We start from the raw sequence: 17,062 nt of genomic DNA, 5'->3' as shown, positions 1-17,062 counted from the left end.
GACCCGATCGACAGGGAGAACCCGATGGACATCAGCCTGTTCTACTTCGCCGACGACGCCTCGGGCAGCGACCGGGGGCGGTACGACCTCCTGCTCGACGGCGCCCGGTTCGCCGACGAGGCGGGGCTGACCGCGGTCTGGACCCCCGAACGGCACTTCCACCAGTTCGGCGGCCTGTACTCCAACTCCGCGGTCACCGGCGCGGCCGTCGCCTCGGTCACCAAGCGGATCGGCGTCCGGGCCGGCAGCGTCGTGCTGCCGCTGCACGACCCGATCCGGGTCGCCGAGGAGTGGTCGATGGTCGACAACCTGTCCAACGGGCGGGCCGCGGTCGCCTTCGCCTCCGGCTGGCACGCGACGGACTTCCTGCTGCACCCCGACCCGACCACCGCCTACCCCGACCGGCGGGCGCTGCTGGCCGAGCACATCCAGGTGGTGCGTGGACTCTGGGCGGGCAACAGCATCACCAGGATCGACGGCAGCGGCGAGAAGGCCACCGTGCGGATCTACCCGACCCCCGTGCAGCCGGAGCTCCCCTTCTGGATCACCAGCTCCGGCAACCCCGACACGTTCCGCGCCGCGGGCGCGCTCGGGGGCAACCTGCTCACCCACATGCTCGGCCAGCGCCCCGCCGTGCTGGAGCGCAACATCGGCGTCTACCGCGAGGCGCTGCGCGCCGCGCACGGCCCCGACGCGCGCGGCCACGTGACCCTGATGCTGCACACCTACCTCGGCACGTCCGACGAGGAGGTCCTGGAGGAGATCCGCGAGCCGTTCAGCCGCTACCTGGCGAGCTCGCTGGACCTGACGACCCGCTCGGGCCCGACCACCGAGGGCATCGACGAGGTGAGCGAGGACGACGTGAAGGTGCTGGTGCGGCGCGCCTTCGACCGCTACTCGAAGGAGAGCGGACTGTTCGGCTCCCTGTCCACGGCGCACCGCACCGTGCGCGCCCTCAAGGAGGCCGGTGTGGACGAGATCGCCTGCCTCGTCGACTTCGGCGTCGACCGCAAGTCCGTGCTGAAGGGCATGGACCACCTCGGCGAGCTCGTCGCCGACCTGCGCTGAGCACCGGACCCACTGGAAAAGGACGCTTCATGGCCCACAACACCCCCGACCGGTCCCTGCACCGGCTCGTCGAGAACTCCGCCGCCCGGTCGCCCGAGCGGACGGCGGTCATCACCCCCGACCGGACCCTGACCTACCGCGAGCTCGACGAGCTGGCCGAGGCCGTCGCCGACCGGCTGCGGCCCGTCGTGGGCGCGGACCGGCTCGTCGCGATCGCCATGCGCAAGGGCTGGGAACAGGTCGTCGCGGTACTGGGCGTCCTCAAGTCCGGAGCCGCCTACCTGCCGGTGGACCCGGCGCTGCCCGAGGCCCGGCTGCGGCAGGTGCTGGAGCTCGCCGAGTGCACCACCGTGCTCACCCAGCCCGGTCTGCTCGACGGGCTCGACGGCGTCGAACTGTCCATCGTGGACGAAGGGCTGACCGGGGTACCGGGCACCGCCTCCCCCGACGTGCCTGGGGACCTCGCCTACGTCATCTTCACCTCGGGCTCCACCGGTGTGCCCAAGGGCGTGATGATCGAGCACGGCGGCGTCGCCGACACGGTCCTGGAGATCGACCGCCGGTTCGACGTCGGTCCCGCCGACCGGACCATCGGCCTGTCGTCGCTGAGCTTCGACCTCTCCGTGTACGACGTCTTCGGCCCGCTCGCGGTCGGGGGCGCGCTCGTGCTGCCCGCCGCCGACCGGGCGGGCGACCCGGCGCACTGGGCCGAGGCGATGCGGCGGCACGGGGTCTCGGTCTGGCACACCGTGCCCGCGCTGATGGGGATGCTGCTGTCCTGGCTGGAGGACACCGGCACGCCCGCGCCGCCCGCGCTGCGGCTGGTGGTGCTGACCGGTGACTGGATCCCCGTCGACCTGCCCGACCGGGTCCGCGCGCACTTCCCCGACGCCACCGTGGTCAGCATGGGTGGGGCGACCGAGACCTCCATCAACTCGCTGGTCCACGTCATCGGCGACGTCGACCCGTCGTGGACCAGCATCCCCTACGGCGTCCCGCTTCCGGGCGAGGGCTGCCTGGTGCTCGACGACGACCTGCGCCCGGTCCCCGACGGCCAGGACGGTGAGCTGTGCGTCACGGGGACGGGGCTGGCCAGGGGCTACTGGCGCGACCCCGAGCGCACCGCGGCGAGCTTCCCGACCCACCCCGACACCGGGGAACGCCTGTACCGCACCGGCGACCGGGGACGCGTGACCCCCGACGGCACGATCGAGTTCCTCGGCCGCCGCGACAACCAGGTCAAGGTCAACGGGTACCGCGTCGAGCTGGGCGACGTCGAGGCGGGACTGCTGGCGTGCGGCGGTGTCCGCGGCGCGGTCGCCGTCGCGACCGGTCCCCGGACCGCGCTGACCGGCCTCACCGCCTTCGTCGTCGCCGACGACTTCGACCCCGCGCGGATCCGGACGCGGCTCGACGCGCTGCTGCCCGCGTACATGGTGCCCGGCACGATCCGCGCGGTGGAGGCCTTCCCGTTGACCGCCAACGGGAAGGTCGACCGGGCTGCCCTGCGCGAGCTGGCCGCCCAGGCCGGTCCCGCGGCCGACGACGAGCCGCCGAGGCCGGGCACCGAGCGGCGCGTCGCCGACCTGCTCGCGGAGCTGACCGGCCGACCCGTCACCAGCCGCACCGCGCACTTCTTCGACCTGGGCGGCAACTCCCTGCTCTCCGCGCAGGTCGCCACCCGGCTGCGCCGGGAGTTCGGCGTGGAGGTGCCGATCGGGCTGGCGCTGACGCACCCCAGCGTGGAGCGGATGGCGGCGGCACTGGGCGAGGCGCCCGCGCGGGCCGCGAGCACCGAGCCCGCCCTGGTCGCGAGGTCCGTCGCGGGCACGCCGTCACCGGTGTCCTTCGGCCAGGAGCAGGTCTGGTTCCTCGACCGACTCGTGGGCGGCAACCGCGCCTACCACTTCCAGTGCGGCGTCCGGTTCACCGGCGCGCTGCGGCCGGAGCTGGTCCAGCGCGCGCTCACCGAGGTGGTCGCCCGGCACGAGATCCTGCGCACCACCTTCCACGACTCCCTCGACGGGCCGGTGCAGGTCGTGCACCCGCCGACCGAGGTGCCCCTGCCGCAGGTGGACCTCCGCGGCCTCCCGGAGTCCGAACGCGAGGCGGCGTTGGCGCGCGGGCAGAAAGAGGAGATCGCCCGCTCGTTCGACCTGGAGCAGGGCCCGCTGATCGTCTGGAAGCTCTACCGGATCGCCGACGACGACTGGGTGGTCACCGAGACCGAGCACCACCTCGTGCACGACGGCTGGACGGTCGCGGTGTTCTGGCGCGAGGTCTCCGAGCTCTACAGCGCGTGGGTCCGCGGCGAGGAGCCCGTGCTGGCCGAGCTGCCGATCCAGTTCGCCGACTTCTCGGCCTGGCAACGGGAGCGCTACCTCGGCGGCAGGCGCGACGAGGTCCTGCCCTACTGGAAGCGCCGCCTCACCGGTGTCACGCCGTTCGACCTCGCCATCAGCCGCCCCCGTCCGGCGAAGCAGACCTTCACCGGGCGGGCGATGCGCGTCGCCATGCCCGCGCCGCTCTACGCCCGGCTGCGCGAGTTCGCCGCCGCCGAGGGGCTGTCGCTGTTCGTGCTGATGTTCTCGACGTTCACCCTGCTCATGCACCGCTACAGCGGCGCGCGGGACCTGTGCGTGGGCACGTGGATGGCGAACCGGGACCGCGCGGAGACCGAGAACCTCATCGGGATGCTGGTCAACATGGTCGGCCTGCGGACCGAGGTCACCGGTGAGGAGTCCTTCCGCGAGCTCGCCTCGCGCACCAGGACCGCGGTGCTCGAGGCGCTCGCCCACCAGGACGCCCCGTTCGACGACGTGGTGCGCGAGCTGGACCTGCCCCGCGACGCCAGCCGCAACCCGCTGGTGCAGACGTGCTTCAGCTTCCACGACTCCCCCGTGCCCGACTTCGACTGGCCGGACGCGACCGGGGCGCTCACCGAGTACCACAACGACAGCGCGAAGTTCGACATCAACGTGGTCGTCGTGCCGAGGGCTGAGCAGCTGCGGACCTCGGGCACCCCCGGCGAACGGGACCGGCTCACGCTGATCTGGGAGTACAACACCGACCTGATCGACCCCGACGCCGCCGAGCGCATGGTCGGCCACTTCCAGCGCCTGCTGGCCACCGCGGTGGCCGACCCGGACGCCCCGGTGGACTCGTTGGACATGCTCGTCGACGCCGACCGGGAGGCGATCGCGGCAGGCGTCCCCGAAGTGTCGGTGGACGAGACCGGCACCACCCTGGTCGACCTGTTCCGGGCCCAGGTGGCCGCGCGGTCCGACGCCGTCGCGGTCCGGTCGGGCGGCGACGTCCTGACCTACCGGCAGCTGCACGACCGGGCGGCGGGCCTCGCCGGGACGCTCAGGCGGCGCGGTGTCGGGGTCGGCGACCGGGTCGCGGTGTGCGTCGACCGGTCGTGCGACCTGGTGGTCGCGCTGCTGGGCACCGCCATGGCGGGCGCGGCCTACGTGCCGCTGGACCACCGGCACCCCAAGGCGCGCAACGACTTCATGCTCACCGACGCCCAGGTCGACGTGGTCGTCACCGAGCGGGCGCTGGCCGGGCACTTCGCCGACCGTGCGGTGGTGCTGGTCGGCGAGAGGGGCGTCGGTGACCTCGTGGCCGCGACCGCCGGGGGCGACGACCTCGCCTACGTGCTCTACACCTCCGGCTCCACCGGCACCCCCAAGGGCGTCCGGGTGCCGCACCGGGCGCTCTCGCACCTGCTGCGGGCGATCTCCCGGCAGGTCGGGATCACCGACCGGGACGTGCTGCTCGCGGTGACCACCGCGACGTTCGACATCGCCGCGCTGGAGCTCTTCGCACCGCTGGTCAACGGCGCCACCCTCGAGATCGCGCCCACCGGGGTGTCGACCGACGGCGAGGCGCTGGCCGCACTGCTCGCCGAGTCGCGGGCGACCGTGATGCAGGCGACCCCGATGACGTGGCGGATGCTCACCGAGGTCGGCTGGCGGCCGAGGGGCGGGTTCACCGCGCTGTGCGGCGGTGAGGCCATGCCCGCCGACCTCGCCGCGGAGCTGGCCCCTCGGGTCGACAGCTGCTGGAACCTCTACGGCCCCACCGAGACCACCATCTGGTCCACCGCGCACCGCGTGCGGGGCGACGAGAACAGCGTGCCGATCGGGCGGCCGCTGGCCAACACCACCATCCGGGTGCTCGACGCGGCCGGGCAGGAGGCCGCGGCCGGACTGCCCGGTGAGCTCCACATCGGGGGCGCCGGGCTCGCCGAGGGCTACACCTCGCCCGAGCTGACCGCCGAGCGGTTCGTCGAGCTCCCTGGGGGCGGGAGGTTCTACCGCACCGGTGACGTCGTGCGGCGCCTGCCGAACGGAGACCTCCAGTTCCTGCACCGCGTGGACAGCCAGGTGAAGCTGCACGGCTACCGCATCGAGCTGGAGGAGGTCGAGCACGCCCTGCGCTCGCACCCCTCGGTCACCGACTGCGCCGTCGACCTGCGCGGCGAACCGGTCCGGCTGATCGGCTACTACGTGCCCCGGCCCGGTGCCATGCCCACCCACGCCGAGCTGACCGCGCACCTGGCCGGACGGCTGCCCGCGTACATGGTCCCGGTGGACTTCGTGTCGGTGGCGGGGATCCCGGCCTCCGCCAACGGCAAGACCGACCGCCGCGCGCTGCCCGACCCCGTGCCCGCGCCCGTGGAGGAGCCGGGGTCCACCGCCACCGAGGCGTTGTCGGAGAAGGAGGAGGACCTCGCCAGGATCTGGGCCGAGGTGCTGGGGCGCGACCGGGTCGGCGCGCAGGACGACTTCTTCATCCTCGGCGGGCACTCCCTGCTCGCGCTGCGGCTGGTGTCGAGGATCAAGGCCAGGATGAGCACGACCATCAGCGTGGACCTGGTGTTCGACCACCCGACCGTCCGCGAGCTCGCCTCCGTGCTCGACAGCGGTGTCCGGTGATCACGACCGCCGTCCACCACGACGTGGAGGAGTTCGCGGCCGAGTACGCGCGGCTCGCGCCCGACGTCCCGCTGCACGAGTCCGCCGCGTGGCTGCGCTACTGCGACCGGCGCTCGCGAGGACGCATGCGGTACGTGACCGCCAGGGATGACCGGGGTGAGCTGCTGGGCCTCACCGCGTTGCGCGCCACCGAGGACGAGTCCCTCGCCTCGGCCAACTACGACGTCGCCGAGCTGCTCTGGCCCGCGCCGACCGGCACTCCCCCGGTGCCGGTCGGCAGGCTCTACCCGCAGCTGTTCGCCGCGGTCTCCGGGTCGCGCTGCCTGTTCCGGGTCCTGGGCGGTGTCGCGACGGAGGTCCGCGCCGCCCTGGCCCGTGCGGCGTCCGCGCTGGCCGACGAGGACGGCTCGGTGCTGACGTTCGCCTACCTCGCCGACGCTGAGGTGGTCGAGGAGCTGGCCGGGGCGCTGGGTGCCCGCGAGCACGCCGTGGTCGGCGCGGACACCGTGCTCGACGTGGAGTGGACGGACTTCGAGGGCTACCTCGCCGGGCGCTCGCGCGGGCGGCGCGGCACGATCCGCCGCGAACGCAGGCAGTACCTGGGCAGCGGTCTGACGACCGGGGTGCACGAGTCGACCTCCGTGCTGGGCGAGCGGACCGCGCTGCTGCAGGTGCACCTGGCGGGCAAGTACGGCGTGCGGGCCTCGGTGGAGTCGGTCCTGGAGGACTACCGGGACCTCGCCGCGACGCTGGACGACGACGTCCTGGTGTTCACCGCCGACCGCGACGGCGTGGCCGTCGGCGTGTGCGTGTGCCTGCGCGACGGGGACACCCTGCACATCCGCAGCGTGGGCTTCGACTACTCCTCGGTGGGCGGCGACTTCGTCTACTTCAACCTGATGTTCTACGAGCCCCTGTTGTGGGGGCTGGACAACGGCGTGCGCCGGTTCCGGTTCGGGAACGGCGCCTACCGCGCCAAGCGGCTGCGGGGGTGCCGAGTGGAACCGCTGCACGGCGTCGTGCGGTGGCCCGGCTCGCTCGCGGCGGCGTGCGCGGACTCGTTGGCACTGCGGGAGAAGGACGTCCGCGCCGAGGTCTGGGGTGTGGTCGAGACCCCGGTGTGACGACGTCCCGGCCCGCGCGGAGACGTGACGACCGACGTCCGCTCCGCGGTTCCCCTCACGACTTTCCACGGAGGTTGTCCTGTCCAGGCAAGAGCTGTACCCCGGTCTTCGGCCGCTGCCCAACCACCCGGTGGGCCGTTCGGCGATGACCTGCGCCTACCGGTGCGGTAGCGCGTGCGCGAGCGACGAGCCCAACTGCTCGGGCAACGAGTACTTCGGCGACATCGCGGGCAGCGCGCTGTCGCGGCGCGGTGTCCTGCGGGCGGGTGTCGTCCTGGCCGTCGCGGGCGGCACGGCGCTCGGTACCCCGCTCGCCCGCGCCGAGCCGAGCCCGACCGCGAGTCCCGGTGCGGGAGTGCGCGCCACGGGCGTGGACTTCGAGCCCGTCGCGCCCAACCGCGAGGACGCGGTCGTGGTCCCGGAGGGATACGTCCAGGAGGTCCTGATCAGCTGGGGCGACCCCGTGCTGCCGGGGGCGCCGGAGTGGGACTTCGACAACCAGACCGCGGCCGCGCAGGCCATGCGGTTCGGGTACAACAACGACTACTGCGCCCTGGTGCCGATCCCGGGGTGCGACGACCGGTGGCTCATGGTGAACAACCACGAGTACTCGTCGGAGGAGCTGATGTTCCCCGACTGGGGCAGGGCTCCGCTGACCCGCGAGCAGGCGGAGATCGGCTGGGCGGCGCACGGCATGTCCGTCGTGCTCGTGGAGCTCGACCGCGCCACCGGCAGGCTGCGCGCCAAGGTGGACGGCGAGCACAACCGCCGCATCACGTTGACGACGCCGTTCGAGGTGCGCGGACCCGCGGCCGGGTCGCCGTACCTGCGGACCTCCGCCGACCCGACGGGCAGGCTGGTGCTGGGGACGCAGAGCAACTGCTCCGGCGGCCTCACCCCGTGGGGCACGGTGCTGTCCGGGGAGGAGAACGTCAACGGCGCCTTCGCCAACGCCGACGCGGTCACCAACCCCGTCGCGAGGGCGCGACTGGCCCGCTACGGGTTCCCCAAGGGCGCGGGCGTCCGCCAGTGGGAGCTGTTCGACCGGCGCTTCGACCTGGCGCAGGAACCCAACGAGGCCAACAGGTTCGGCTACATCGTCGAAGTGGACCCGTTCGAGCCCGACCGGCCGCCGGTCAAGCACACCGCCCTCGGCAGGTTCAAGCACGAGGGCGCCAACGTGATCGTGGCACCGGACGGCCGCGTGGCCGCGTACATGGGCGACGACGAGCGCTTCGAGTACCTGTACAAGTTCGTCACCGACGGACGCGTCAAACCGGGGCTCGGCAGGCACTCCCGCGAGCACAACAAGCGCCTGCTCGACTCCGGCACCCTCTACGTCGCCAGGTTCACCGGCGACAGTCCCGCCGAGGAGGTGGACGGATCCGGCAGGCTGCCGTCCGACGGCCAGTTCGACGGCACCGGCGAGTGGGTCCCGCTGGCGCACAACGACACGTCGTTCGTCCCCGGCTTCTCCGCCGAGGAGGTCTACGTCTTCACCCGCGCGGCCGCCGACGCGGTCGGCGCGACCAGGATGGACCGCCCCGAGGACGTCGAGCCCGACCCGCGGACCCGGAGGGTCTACGCCGCGCTCACCAACAACACCGACCGCGGCAAGCCGGGCAAGGAGGGCCCCACCGAGGTCGCGCCCCGCGTGGGCAACAAGAACGGCCAGGTGCTGGAGATCGAGGAGGACCGGTCCGACAACACGGCCACCGCCTTCTCCTGGCGGCTGCTGCTGGTGTGCGGCGACCCGGCCGCGGCCGACACCTACTACGGCGGCTACGACAAGGCCGACGTCAGTCCGATCTCCTGCCCCGACAACGTCACCTTCGACGCCCACGGGAACCTGTGGATCACCACCGACGGCAACGCGCTCGGCTCCAACGACGGGCTGTTCGCCACCCCGCTGGCGGGACCCGAACGCGGGCACGTCCGCCAGTTCCTGACCGTCCCGGTCGGCGCCGAGGCCTGCGGTCCCGTCGTCGCGGAGCGGTTCGTGCTCGTCTCGGTGCAGCACCCCGGCGAGGTCGACGGCGCCACCGTCGAGAACCCGGCCTCGCACTGGCCCGGCGGCGGCACCAGCCAGCCCCGCCCGTCCGTGGTCGCGGTGTACAAGGCCGACCGCGGTCGCATCGGCGGCTGAACGGCGGACCACCCGCTCACCCCCGGAGGGCGCCCGTGCCCTCCGGGGTTCCCGTCGTCCGTTCTGAGAGGTGCGAATGACCCACTTGTTCCCGCAGTCCGTCCAGCAGCCGCCCCGACGCGGGGTGGTGGGATGGTGATCGGGTCGAAGGACCGGCTCGCCGAGTTCGCCGACCACCTGTGCGCGCGGTTCGCGGTCGAGCAGCGCGGCCCGCGCAGGATCGTCCCGGCGGGCAAGGGTTCCGTCGGCGTCGTGTGGCGGTTGGAGACCGGTGCGGCGCGGTACGCCGTGAAGGAGTTCCTGTGGGGGCTCCAGGAGTCCGAAGTGGACCGCGAGGTCGCGTTCCGGGACCTCACCGCCGACGCCGGAATCCGCTCACCCGCGAACATCCCGTCCGTGGACGGCGGTTACCTCGTCCGGCTGCCACCGGAGCCCGACGGCAGGCTCGTGCGCGTGTACGAATGGCTCGACGGCACCCCCGTCCGCGCGGGCCAGGTGCCGGAGCTGGTCGGCGAGGTGCTGGGCCGCATGCACGCGCTGGAGGCTCCCCCGGTCAACGCCCCGGATCCCTGGTACTCCACCAGTCCCGACGAGGCGACCTGGTCGGCACTCGTGGCCACCGCCTCCCGTGCGGGCGCCGACTGGACCGGCGAGCTGGTCGCCGCCCTGCCGCGGATCCTCGACCTGGCCGCGGTCACGGCCGAGCTCCCCACCGACACCCCGCGGCTGCTGCACCTCGACCTGCAGCCGTCGAACCTCCTGATGGTCGGCGGGCAGCTCGCCGTGCTCGACTGGGACGGCACCGACACCGGCAGCCCCGAACGCGAGCTGGGCTTCGTGCTCGCCCACTGGCACCTCGTGGACGGCGCGGTCGACGCCCCCGGTGCCGCGCGCATGGTGCGGGGGTACCAGGACTCCGGCGGCGAAGCCCGTCTGCACGGCCTGTCCTCGTTCGGCATGCGAATAGCCACCCACCTCAACTACGTGCTCTGCCAGGCCGAGCTCGCGCTGGACACCGACGCCGACCCCGCCACCAGGCACACCGCGCTCCAGCGCACCCGCCGCTCGCTGGCCCGGCTGCCCAGCCGTCCCGAGCTCGCCGCGCTCCTGCACGCCGGTCAACGGCGTGCGTAGACCATGTGCAGGTCCAACGACGGGTCGATCATCGACGGCCGCTCCACCACCGCGGTGTACCCCTTGGCCTCCAGCAGCCCGACCACCTCCGCCAACCGGGACCCGACCTGCTGCACCTCCACCACCAGCTGCGCGATGCGCGCCCAGTCCGCCTCCTCGATCCCCTTGAGCACCTCGAGCTCGGCACCCTCGACGTCGACCTTCACCAGGTCGATCCGCTCGACGTGCCGCCACTCCCGCAGCAGGTCCGACAACGGCCGCACCGCCACCAGCTCCGTGCGCGACCGCATGGTGTGCTCGGTGACCTCCACACCCCGGTCACCGCGCATCAGCTCCAGCAACGAGCTCTTCTCGTCGGGGTAGCGGGTCGAGTTCGCGGGCAGTCCGGGGAAGTGGTGGAACGTCGCCACTTCCTCGCGCTCGCCCAGCCCGCACGCGTGGACGTGGCAGTCGGTCAGCCCGTGCAGCTCGATGTTGCGGCGCAGCACCTCGCGGGTGTCCGCCATCGGTTCCACCGCCACCACGGTCGCACCCGGCGCCGTGGTCTTCACGAACAGGCAGAAGAGCCCGATGTTCGCCCCGGCGTCCACCACGAAGGCGTCCGGCGGCAGCACCACACCGTGCTTGAGGTAGTCCCCCCGCTCGAAGATCTCGCCGTAGAGGAACCTCGCGTCGTCTTCGGCGTCCGCGTCCGCGACCGTGTAGCACTCCACCGCCGAGTCCAGCCTCACCAGGGACAACTTCCCCATGTTCTCCTCCTGCAGATCGGCCGAACGGGCACCGCGGCCGTCCCGCGAGGAGCTCCGCCGCGGGTCGGTTCCGACGTCCCGCCCACCGTAGAACGGCCTCCGCGCCACCTGATACCGAAGCGCTCCGCGCACGATCTACGCCCGAGCAGCGGCCACCACCCCGTGCTCCTCCGCCCTGGCCCGCCACCACCGGCGCGAGGCCAGTCCGGCCAGCAGGGCGCCGGTGGCGTTGACCAGGACGTCGTCCACGGAGGACACGCGGTCCAGCTGGAAGGCGTACTGCGCGGTCTCGACCAGGATCGAGCAGCCCGCGCCGAGCGCCAGGACCCGCGGCGCGGAGGCCAGCGCCGCGAACCGCATCGGGGCGAAGAAACCGAGCGCGGCGAAGATCAGCAGGTTGGCGAAGATCCCGAGCGGCCCCATCGTGACCAGGTCGCGGAACGGGACCAGGCTCAGCCTGCCGGGGACGAGACCCGCACCCTCACCCGGCATCAGCGTCATCCACAGGAACGGCACCGTCCCGTGGACCATCCCCACCTCGGCCAACGACGTCCGCCACGCCGACGCGGAGCCGCGGCGACGTGCCAGGAGCCACACCAGCACGAGGGACAGCGGCACCGTGGCCAGCGTCGTGAACACCACGCCGTTCTCCGTGCCGAGGCAGCCGCGCCACCGGCCGTCCAGGCACATCGGGGCAGCCATCAGGAGCGGCCCGCGCACGAGGTAGGCCGCGCCCGCCAGGCCGAGGACCGCGAGTCCGACGAGAACGAGCCTGGGCGTGCGACGTTGCGGGGACGTGCTCCGGTTCATGCCTCCATTGGGCGCCACGGGCCGTTGCCGGGGCGTATGCGGTTTCGGATACGCCCGCGATACCCCGGACTGTCCGTCCCGGAGTCCTACCGTTCGCCCGCGTGGGCCTGCCTGCCGTCGTTGGTGAGGATCGTGAGGATCACGACCGGTCGCCTGCCGTGGGCGCCGATGGCGTGCGGGACCATCGTCGAGAACTCCGCGGCGTCACCGGCGCGCACCAGGATGAGGCGTTCGCCGAGACGGAGCTCCGCGGTGCCCGAGATCACGGTGAACCAGTCGCGACCGGGGTGCACGCCCGCCTCCTCCAGGGGTGGCACGGGTGTGGTGATGCGCATCTTGGCGACCGTGAGGTCGTTCGGGGTGCGTTCCCGCGCGAGCGTCCAGATCGTCATGCCGGGACGGTCGCCGCGGTACGGCCGGATCACGACGTCCTCGTCGTCCGGGGACTCCACCAGCTGGTCGATGGTCGTGTCGAGGGCCTTGGCGATCGGGATGAGCTGGTCCAGCGCGATCCGCCGGGCCCCGGTCTCGATGCGGCTCAGGTTCGACGGGCTCAGGTAGCTGCGTTCGGCGAGAGTGTCCAACGACCACCCGCGCGCCTGGCGAAGGGCCCTGACCCGCTGCCGGACCAGCTGGTCCACATCCAGTTCTTGCTTCATGGACAAGAGCGTATGTCCTGGGAGCAAGACGAACCTAGGGTCGCGGCATGACCAGTTCCCGGTCCCACCCCCGACCGTCCACCACCGCGCCCCTCCCGAGGCGGTGGTCGCTGCTGGCCGTGCTCGCCCTGGCGCAGCTGATGATCGCGCTCGACACCACGGTCATCACCATCGCGCTCCCCTCGGCGCAGGCCGACCTCGGCTTCCCCGACGGTGCGCGGCAGTGGGTCGTCACCGGCTACGCCCTCACGTTCGGCAGCCTGTTGCTGCTCAGCGGCCGCCTCGCCGACCGGTGGGGCCGCGAACGCCTGCTGGTGGTCGGGTTGGCGGGCTTCGCCGTCACCTCGGCCGTGGGCGGCGCCGCGTCGACGGTGGCGGTCCTCGTCGCCGCCCGCGTCGGTCAGGGTGTCTTCGCCGCCCTGCTGGCCCCGGCCGCGCTCGCCCTGGTGTCGACCACCTTCACCGACCCGGCGGAACGGGGGCGGGCGTTCGGGATCTTCGGCTCCGTGGCCATGGTCGGCACGACCGCGGGCCTGCTCCTCGGAGGGGCGCTCACCCAGGCGTTCTCGTGGCGGTGGACGATGTTCGTCAACATCGCGGTCGCGATCCCGGCCGTCGTCGGCGCGGTCGTGCTCGCACCGGCGTCGGACCGCCGGGTCGGCCGCCGGGTCGACCTACTCGGCGCCACCACCGTCACCCTCGGGCTGTTCAGCCTGGTGTACGGGACCTCCCGCGCCGAGGTCGCCGGGTGGTCCGCGCCCGGCACGGTCGGTCCCCTGGTCGCGTCGGGGGTCCTGCTCGCGGCGTTCGTCGTCGCGCAGACGCGTGCGGCGGATCCCCTGCTGCCGCTGCGGATCCTCACCGATCGCGGCCGCGGCGCCGCCCTGGTCGCGTTGCTGCTGTCGTCGGCGGGCCTGTTCACGACGTTCCTCTTCCTGCCCTTCTACCTCCAGTCCACCCTCGGGTACGGCCAGATCCGCACCGGGCTCGCCTTCCTCCCCGTGCCCGTGGCCCTCGTGCTCGCCGCGGCCGTCATCGGCCCCGCCCTGGGCAAGCGCTCCGGACCTCGCGTCGTCGTGCCGGTCGGCCTGCTGACCGCAGGCGCGGGTGAGCTGCTGTTCACCCGGATCGACCCGCACAGCGAGTACGGCGCGGACCTGTTGCCGAGCCTCGTCCTCATCGGCGCCGGGGTCGGCCTCGTCATCGCGACCGCCACCGCGTCCGCGACCGCGCGACTGGGTGACGACCTCGCCGGCGCCGCGGCGGCCTCCGTGAACACCGCGCAGCAGATCGGCGGCTCGGTCGGCGTCGCCGTCCTCAGCACGGTGGCCGCGGCGGCCGCCCGCGACTCGACGGCCGGGGACGCCACCGTGCACGGCTACAGCACGGCATTCGGCTGGACGGCCGCCGTCTTCCTCACCGGCGCGGTCCTCACCGCGCTCATCACCCCGTCGAAGGGACCGACCGCGTGACCACCACCGCCACCCCGACCAGCCGGAGCGCCCGTCTCGGCGGGGTCCTGCTCGCGCTCGGCCCCGCGCAGTTCCTCGTCCTGCACGTCGTCGTCGCGAACGCCTGGGTCCGGCCCCGCTACAGCTGGTGGACCAACTACATCAGCGACCTCGGCGCCGTGCACTGCGCCCCCGTGCTCGGCAACGACGTGTGCTCACCCCTGCACGCGGGCATGAACACCGCGTTCGTCCTGCTGGGCGTGCTCCTGCTCGCCGGGACCGTCCTCACCGCCAACACCTGGTCCACCCAGGGGAACCGGCGCGTCTGGCAGGCCATGGTCGGCCTGGCCGGGCTGTCGTGGGTCGTCGTGGGCCTGGTCCCGGAGGACGTCGACCTGACGGTCCACTCGATCGGCGCGCTCCCCGTCTTCATCCTCGGCAACGCCGCCCTCGTCATCGCGGGCACCTCCGCTTCGACCCGCACCCGCCCCCTGGCCCGCACGGCGGCGCTGGCGCTCGGGATCACCGGCCTGCTCGGCTTCGCCCTGACCGCTTTCGCGGCCACGAACGCCGGGCACGTGATCGGCGTCGGCATCGCCGAACGCGTCACCGTGTTCCCGCTGCTCCTGTGGGTGCTCGTCGTCGGTGTCGACGTGGTCCGGGAACGATGACGACCCGGCTGGTGGCCACAGCCACATCAAGACAAACTTTCCACTCCTGGACCAAATGTATAAGGTCGAGGACGTGATCGACCTCGAAGCCATCAGGAGCGCCGCCAAGCGGATCGACGGCGTCGCCCACCGGACTCCCGTCCTGACCTCGTCCACCCTCGACCGGGACACCGGGACGACCGCGTTCCTCAAGGCGGAGAACTTCCAGCGGGTCGGCGCCTTCAAGTTCCGCGGCGCCTACAACGCGATCTCCCGGCTCACGCCCGCCCAGCTCGCCACCGGCGTCGCCACCTACTCCTCCGGCAACCACGCCCAGGCGGTCGCACTCGCGGCGAGCCTCGTGGGCACGAAGGCCGTCATCCTGATGCCCGAGGACACCCCCGCCTCCAAGGTGGACGCCACCCGCGGCTACGGCGCCGAGGTCATCACCTACGACCGCTACACCGGCGACCGGGTCGCGCTGGGCCACGAGCTCGCGCGGGAGCGGAACCTGACCCTCGTCCCGCCCTACGACCACCCCGACGTCATGGCGGGCCAGGGCACCGTCGCGCTCGAACTGCTCGACGAGGTCGGTCCGCTGGACACCCTGCTCGTGCCGATCGGGGGCGGCGGGCTCATGGCCGGCTGCGCGACCGCGGCCAAGGCCCTGCACCCGGACATCCGGGTCGTCGGCGTCGAACCCGAGCAGGGCGACGACACCCGGCTGTCGCTGCTGGCAGGCGACCTCGTGCGGATCCCCGTCCCGCGCACCATCGCCGACGGGCAGGCCACCGAGATCCCCGGCGAGCTGACCTTCCCGGTCAACCGCCGCCTCGTCGACGACGTCCTGCTGGTCGGCGACGACGAGATCCGCGAGGCGATGCGGTTCGCGTTCGAACGGCTCAAGGTCGTCCTGGAACCCAGCGGCGCGACCTCGCTCGCCGCGCTGCGCAAGGGCACCCTGTCCGGCCGCGTCGGCGTGGTCCTCTCCGGCGGCAACATCGGCGTCGACCGCTTCCGCGACCTGCTCGCCGGCCAGGGCTGAGCGCCGCGTCGCGGAAGCGGCGGATCCGCGCTAGGGCCTGTCCTCGAAGCCAGAGGATGAGGGTCGCCAGGTCGATCACCGCCCGGTAGGACGTAGCGGTCTTGTCGTAGCACCTGGCGATGGAGCGGAACTGCTTGAGCCTGCTGGAGCAGCGTTCCACCACGTTGCGGCGCTTGTAGGCGACGCGGTCGAAGACCGGGGGTCGACTGCTGTGGGCGGTTGGCCTGCTGGTCGCGGCGTTCGGGAATCGTGGCCGGGACCGGGGCGAGGGAATCGAATTCCGGCCATGACCTGCTCGAACATGGCGCAGTCGTCGACGTTGCCGCCGGTCAGCACGACCGAGAGCGGTCGGCCGTGGCCGTCGCAGGCCAGGCGGATCCTGGTACCGGGGCCGCCGCGGGAACGCCGGATGGCATGATCACCTGGCTCGCTGTGCCCGCCGCACGACCGGCCCGCCCCCTGTGAGGGACACGGTCGTGCGACGGGCACCCGCGGCGTGCCGGTGGGCGCGCACGATGCTGGAGTCGACCGAGACCTCGCGATCCAACTCGTCGACCGCCTCGGCCACGACCCGGACCTTGGACACGAGCATCGTGAGGGTGCCGTCCCGCGACCACCGCCAGAACCTGGTGTAGACCGTTTTCCACGGGGGAAGCAAGGGCTCGATGGTGTGCCACTGCTCATCGGTCAACTCATGCCCACACACCACGACACAAGATCAAAGCAGATCACAGTCACCTGCTTTGAGGACAGGCCCTAGTGGGCGCGGGCGATCGCCCCGACGAGGTCGGAGACGTGCTGCGCCACGTCCGCGGGCAGGGCGTCGACGTTGTCCAGGAGGTACTGGCGGTCGAGGCCGAGGACCCTGGAGTTCTGCATGGCGACGACCTTCCAGCCCGCCTCGCCCTTGACCACGGTGTAGAGCTCCATCGAGTTCCGGCTCGGCGAGGGCGCGGCCTCGCCGGGCAGGATCACCGACAGGCGGCTGTGGACGACGGCGAACCGGTCGTCGTGGACGCGGACGAACGGGACCTCGCCGTTCACGAGGCGGGAGCCCTTGAGCACGGTGTCGAAGAGCGGTTGGTGGAACGCGACGACGGCCTCGGTCCCGTGCAGGACCGTGCCCTCGAAGGCGACGAAGTGGGCGTCCTCGGCGAACGGTGCGGCGAAAGCGGTGGCGTCGCCGTCGTTCCAGGCCTCGATCATGCGTGCTGGGATCGCCGCGAGCTCGGCGGTCGTCTCGTCCGGGTGCGTGTTCGGCATGTGCCGATGCTGTCGCCCCA

General features: G+C 72.5%; 12 protein-coding genes and 1 pseudogene. 8 read left to right on the top strand and 5 right to left on the bottom strand.

Annotated features, from left to right (window positions below):
• The first annotated feature begins 24 nt into the window (after positions 1-24).
• The 5 genes from CLV43_RS33895 to CLV43_RS33875 all read left to right on the top strand — a co-directional run bounded on the left by CLV43_RS33895 (position 25) and on the right by CLV43_RS33875 (position 10,415).
• On the top strand, positions 25-1,068 hold the full coding sequence (locus CLV43_RS33895; RefSeq protein WP_106192423.1) for a MupA/Atu3671 family FMN-dependent luciferase-like monooxygenase: 1,044 nt from the start codon (positions 25-27) through the stop codon (positions 1,066-1,068).
• A gap of 29 nt (positions 1,069-1,097) precedes the next feature.
• Positions 1,098-6,011, top strand: a complete 4,914-nt coding sequence (locus CLV43_RS33890; RefSeq protein WP_106192422.1) for a non-ribosomal peptide synthetase — start codon at positions 1,098-1,100, stop codon at positions 6,009-6,011.
• The gene (locus tag CLV43_RS33885; protein WP_106192420.1) at positions 6,008-7,135 is read left to right on the top strand and encodes a GNAT family N-acetyltransferase; all 1,128 of its coding nucleotides are present in this window, start codon (positions 6,008-6,010) and stop codon (positions 7,133-7,135) included. Before CLV43_RS33890 ends, CLV43_RS33885 begins: the two co-directional genes overlap by 4 nt.
• 145 nt (positions 7,136-7,280) lie before the next feature.
• Positions 7,281-9,281: a PhoX family protein gene (locus CLV43_RS33880; protein WP_106192419.1), complete on the top strand. Its 2,001-nt coding sequence runs from the start codon at positions 7,281-7,283 to the stop codon at positions 9,279-9,281.
• 132 nt (positions 9,282-9,413) lie between these two features.
• Positions 9,414-10,415, top strand: a complete 1,002-nt coding sequence (locus tag CLV43_RS33875) for a phosphotransferase (protein WP_106192418.1) — start codon at positions 9,414-9,416, stop codon at positions 10,413-10,415.
• Here CLV43_RS33875 and CLV43_RS33870 read toward each other — a convergent pair.
• From CLV43_RS33870 to CLV43_RS33860, 3 genes are all read right to left on the bottom strand, one after another.
• Entirely contained in the window at positions 10,400-11,164 is a 765-nt protein-coding gene (locus CLV43_RS33870) for an FkbM family methyltransferase (protein ID WP_146175000.1), read from the bottom strand. The two genes, CLV43_RS33875 and CLV43_RS33870, sit on opposite strands and share 16 nt — an antisense overlap.
• 135 nt (positions 11,165-11,299) lie before the next feature.
• Positions 11,300-11,974: a VanZ family protein gene (locus tag CLV43_RS33865; RefSeq protein ID WP_106192415.1), complete on the bottom strand. Its 675-nt coding sequence runs from the start codon at positions 11,972-11,974 to the stop codon at positions 11,300-11,302.
• An 86-nt stretch (positions 11,975-12,060) separates the two neighbouring features.
• Positions 12,061-12,633 (bottom strand): helix-turn-helix domain-containing protein, encoded by a 573-nt coding sequence (locus tag CLV43_RS33860; RefSeq protein ID WP_106192413.1) that lies wholly within the window; start codon positions 12,631-12,633, stop codon positions 12,061-12,063.
• A gap of 47 nt (positions 12,634-12,680) precedes the next feature.
• Here CLV43_RS33860 and CLV43_RS33855 point away from each other — a divergent pair, with 47 nt between their 5' ends.
• The 3 genes from CLV43_RS33855 (at position 12,681) to CLV43_RS33845 (ending at position 15,779) form a co-directional block, all read left to right on the top strand.
• Positions 12,681-14,105 carry a DHA2 family efflux MFS transporter permease subunit gene (locus CLV43_RS33855; RefSeq protein WP_106192411.1) on the top strand — a complete coding sequence of 475 codons (1,425 nt, stop codon included), beginning with the start codon at positions 12,681-12,683 and terminating at the stop codon, positions 14,103-14,105.
• Positions 14,102-14,755: a DUF998 domain-containing protein gene (locus CLV43_RS33850; protein ID WP_170156133.1), complete on the top strand. Its 654-nt coding sequence runs from the start codon at positions 14,102-14,104 to the stop codon at positions 14,753-14,755. The genes CLV43_RS33855 and CLV43_RS33850 overlap by 4 nt, the downstream gene beginning before the upstream one ends.
• A 73-nt stretch (positions 14,756-14,828) precedes the next feature.
• Positions 14,829-15,779 carry a pyridoxal-phosphate dependent enzyme gene (locus CLV43_RS33845; protein ID WP_106192408.1) on the top strand — a complete coding sequence of 317 codons (951 nt, stop codon included), beginning with the start codon at positions 14,829-14,831 and terminating at the stop codon, positions 15,777-15,779.
• 46 nt (positions 15,780-15,825) lie between these two features.
• Here the strand turns inward: CLV43_RS33845 and CLV43_RS33840 are convergent.
• Positions 15,826-16,488, bottom strand: a pseudogene (locus CLV43_RS33840) (IS5 family transposase); the annotation flags it as partial.
• 47 nt (positions 16,489-16,535) lie between these two features.
• Positions 16,536-17,042, bottom strand: a complete 507-nt coding sequence (locus CLV43_RS33835; RefSeq protein ID WP_106192530.1) for an SgcJ/EcaC family oxidoreductase — start codon at positions 17,040-17,042, stop codon at positions 16,536-16,538.
• Positions 17,043-17,062: the final 20 nt, after the last annotated feature.

It is taken from the genome of Umezawaea tangerina (assembly GCF_003002815.1).
In the GTDB taxonomy this organism is placed as follows: Bacteria; Actinomycetota; Actinomycetes; order Mycobacteriales; family Pseudonocardiaceae; genus Umezawaea; species Umezawaea tangerina.
Note: the sequence above shows the minus strand (reverse complement) of the source record. Positions and strands in the feature narration are given on the sequence as shown.

Bases quoted from the DNA above. Each gene is read 5' to 3' on its own strand.
- CLV43_RS33895 (WP_106192423.1), top strand. From the start codon at position 25: ATGGACATCAGCCTGTTCTACTTCGCCGACGACGCCTCGGGCAGCGAC.
- CLV43_RS33890 (WP_106192422.1), top strand. From the start codon at position 1,098: ATGGCCCACAACACCCCCGACCGGTCCCTGCACCGGCTCGTCGAGAAC.
- CLV43_RS33880 (WP_106192419.1), top strand. From the start codon at position 7,281: ATGACCTGCGCCTACCGGTGCGGTAGCGCGTGCGCGAGCGACGAGCCC.
- CLV43_RS33875 (WP_106192418.1), top strand. From the start codon at position 9,414: ATGGTGATCGGGTCGAAGGACCGGCTCGCCGAGTTCGCCGACCACCTG.
- CLV43_RS33870 (WP_146175000.1), bottom strand. From the start codon at position 11,164: ATGGGGAAGTTGTCCCTGGTGAGGCTGGACTCGGCGGTGGAGTGCTAC.
- CLV43_RS33865 (WP_106192415.1), bottom strand. From the start codon at position 11,974: ATGAACCGGAGCACGTCCCCGCAACGTCGCACGCCCAGGCTCGTTCTC.
- CLV43_RS33860 (WP_106192413.1), bottom strand. From the start codon at position 12,633: ATGAAGCAAGAACTGGATGTGGACCAGCTGGTCCGGCAGCGGGTCAGG.
- CLV43_RS33855 (WP_106192411.1), top strand. From the start codon at position 12,681: ATGACCAGTTCCCGGTCCCACCCCCGACCGTCCACCACCGCGCCCCTC.
- CLV43_RS33835 (WP_106192530.1), bottom strand. From the start codon at position 17,042: ATGCCGAACACGCACCCGGACGAGACGACCGCCGAGCTCGCGGCGATC.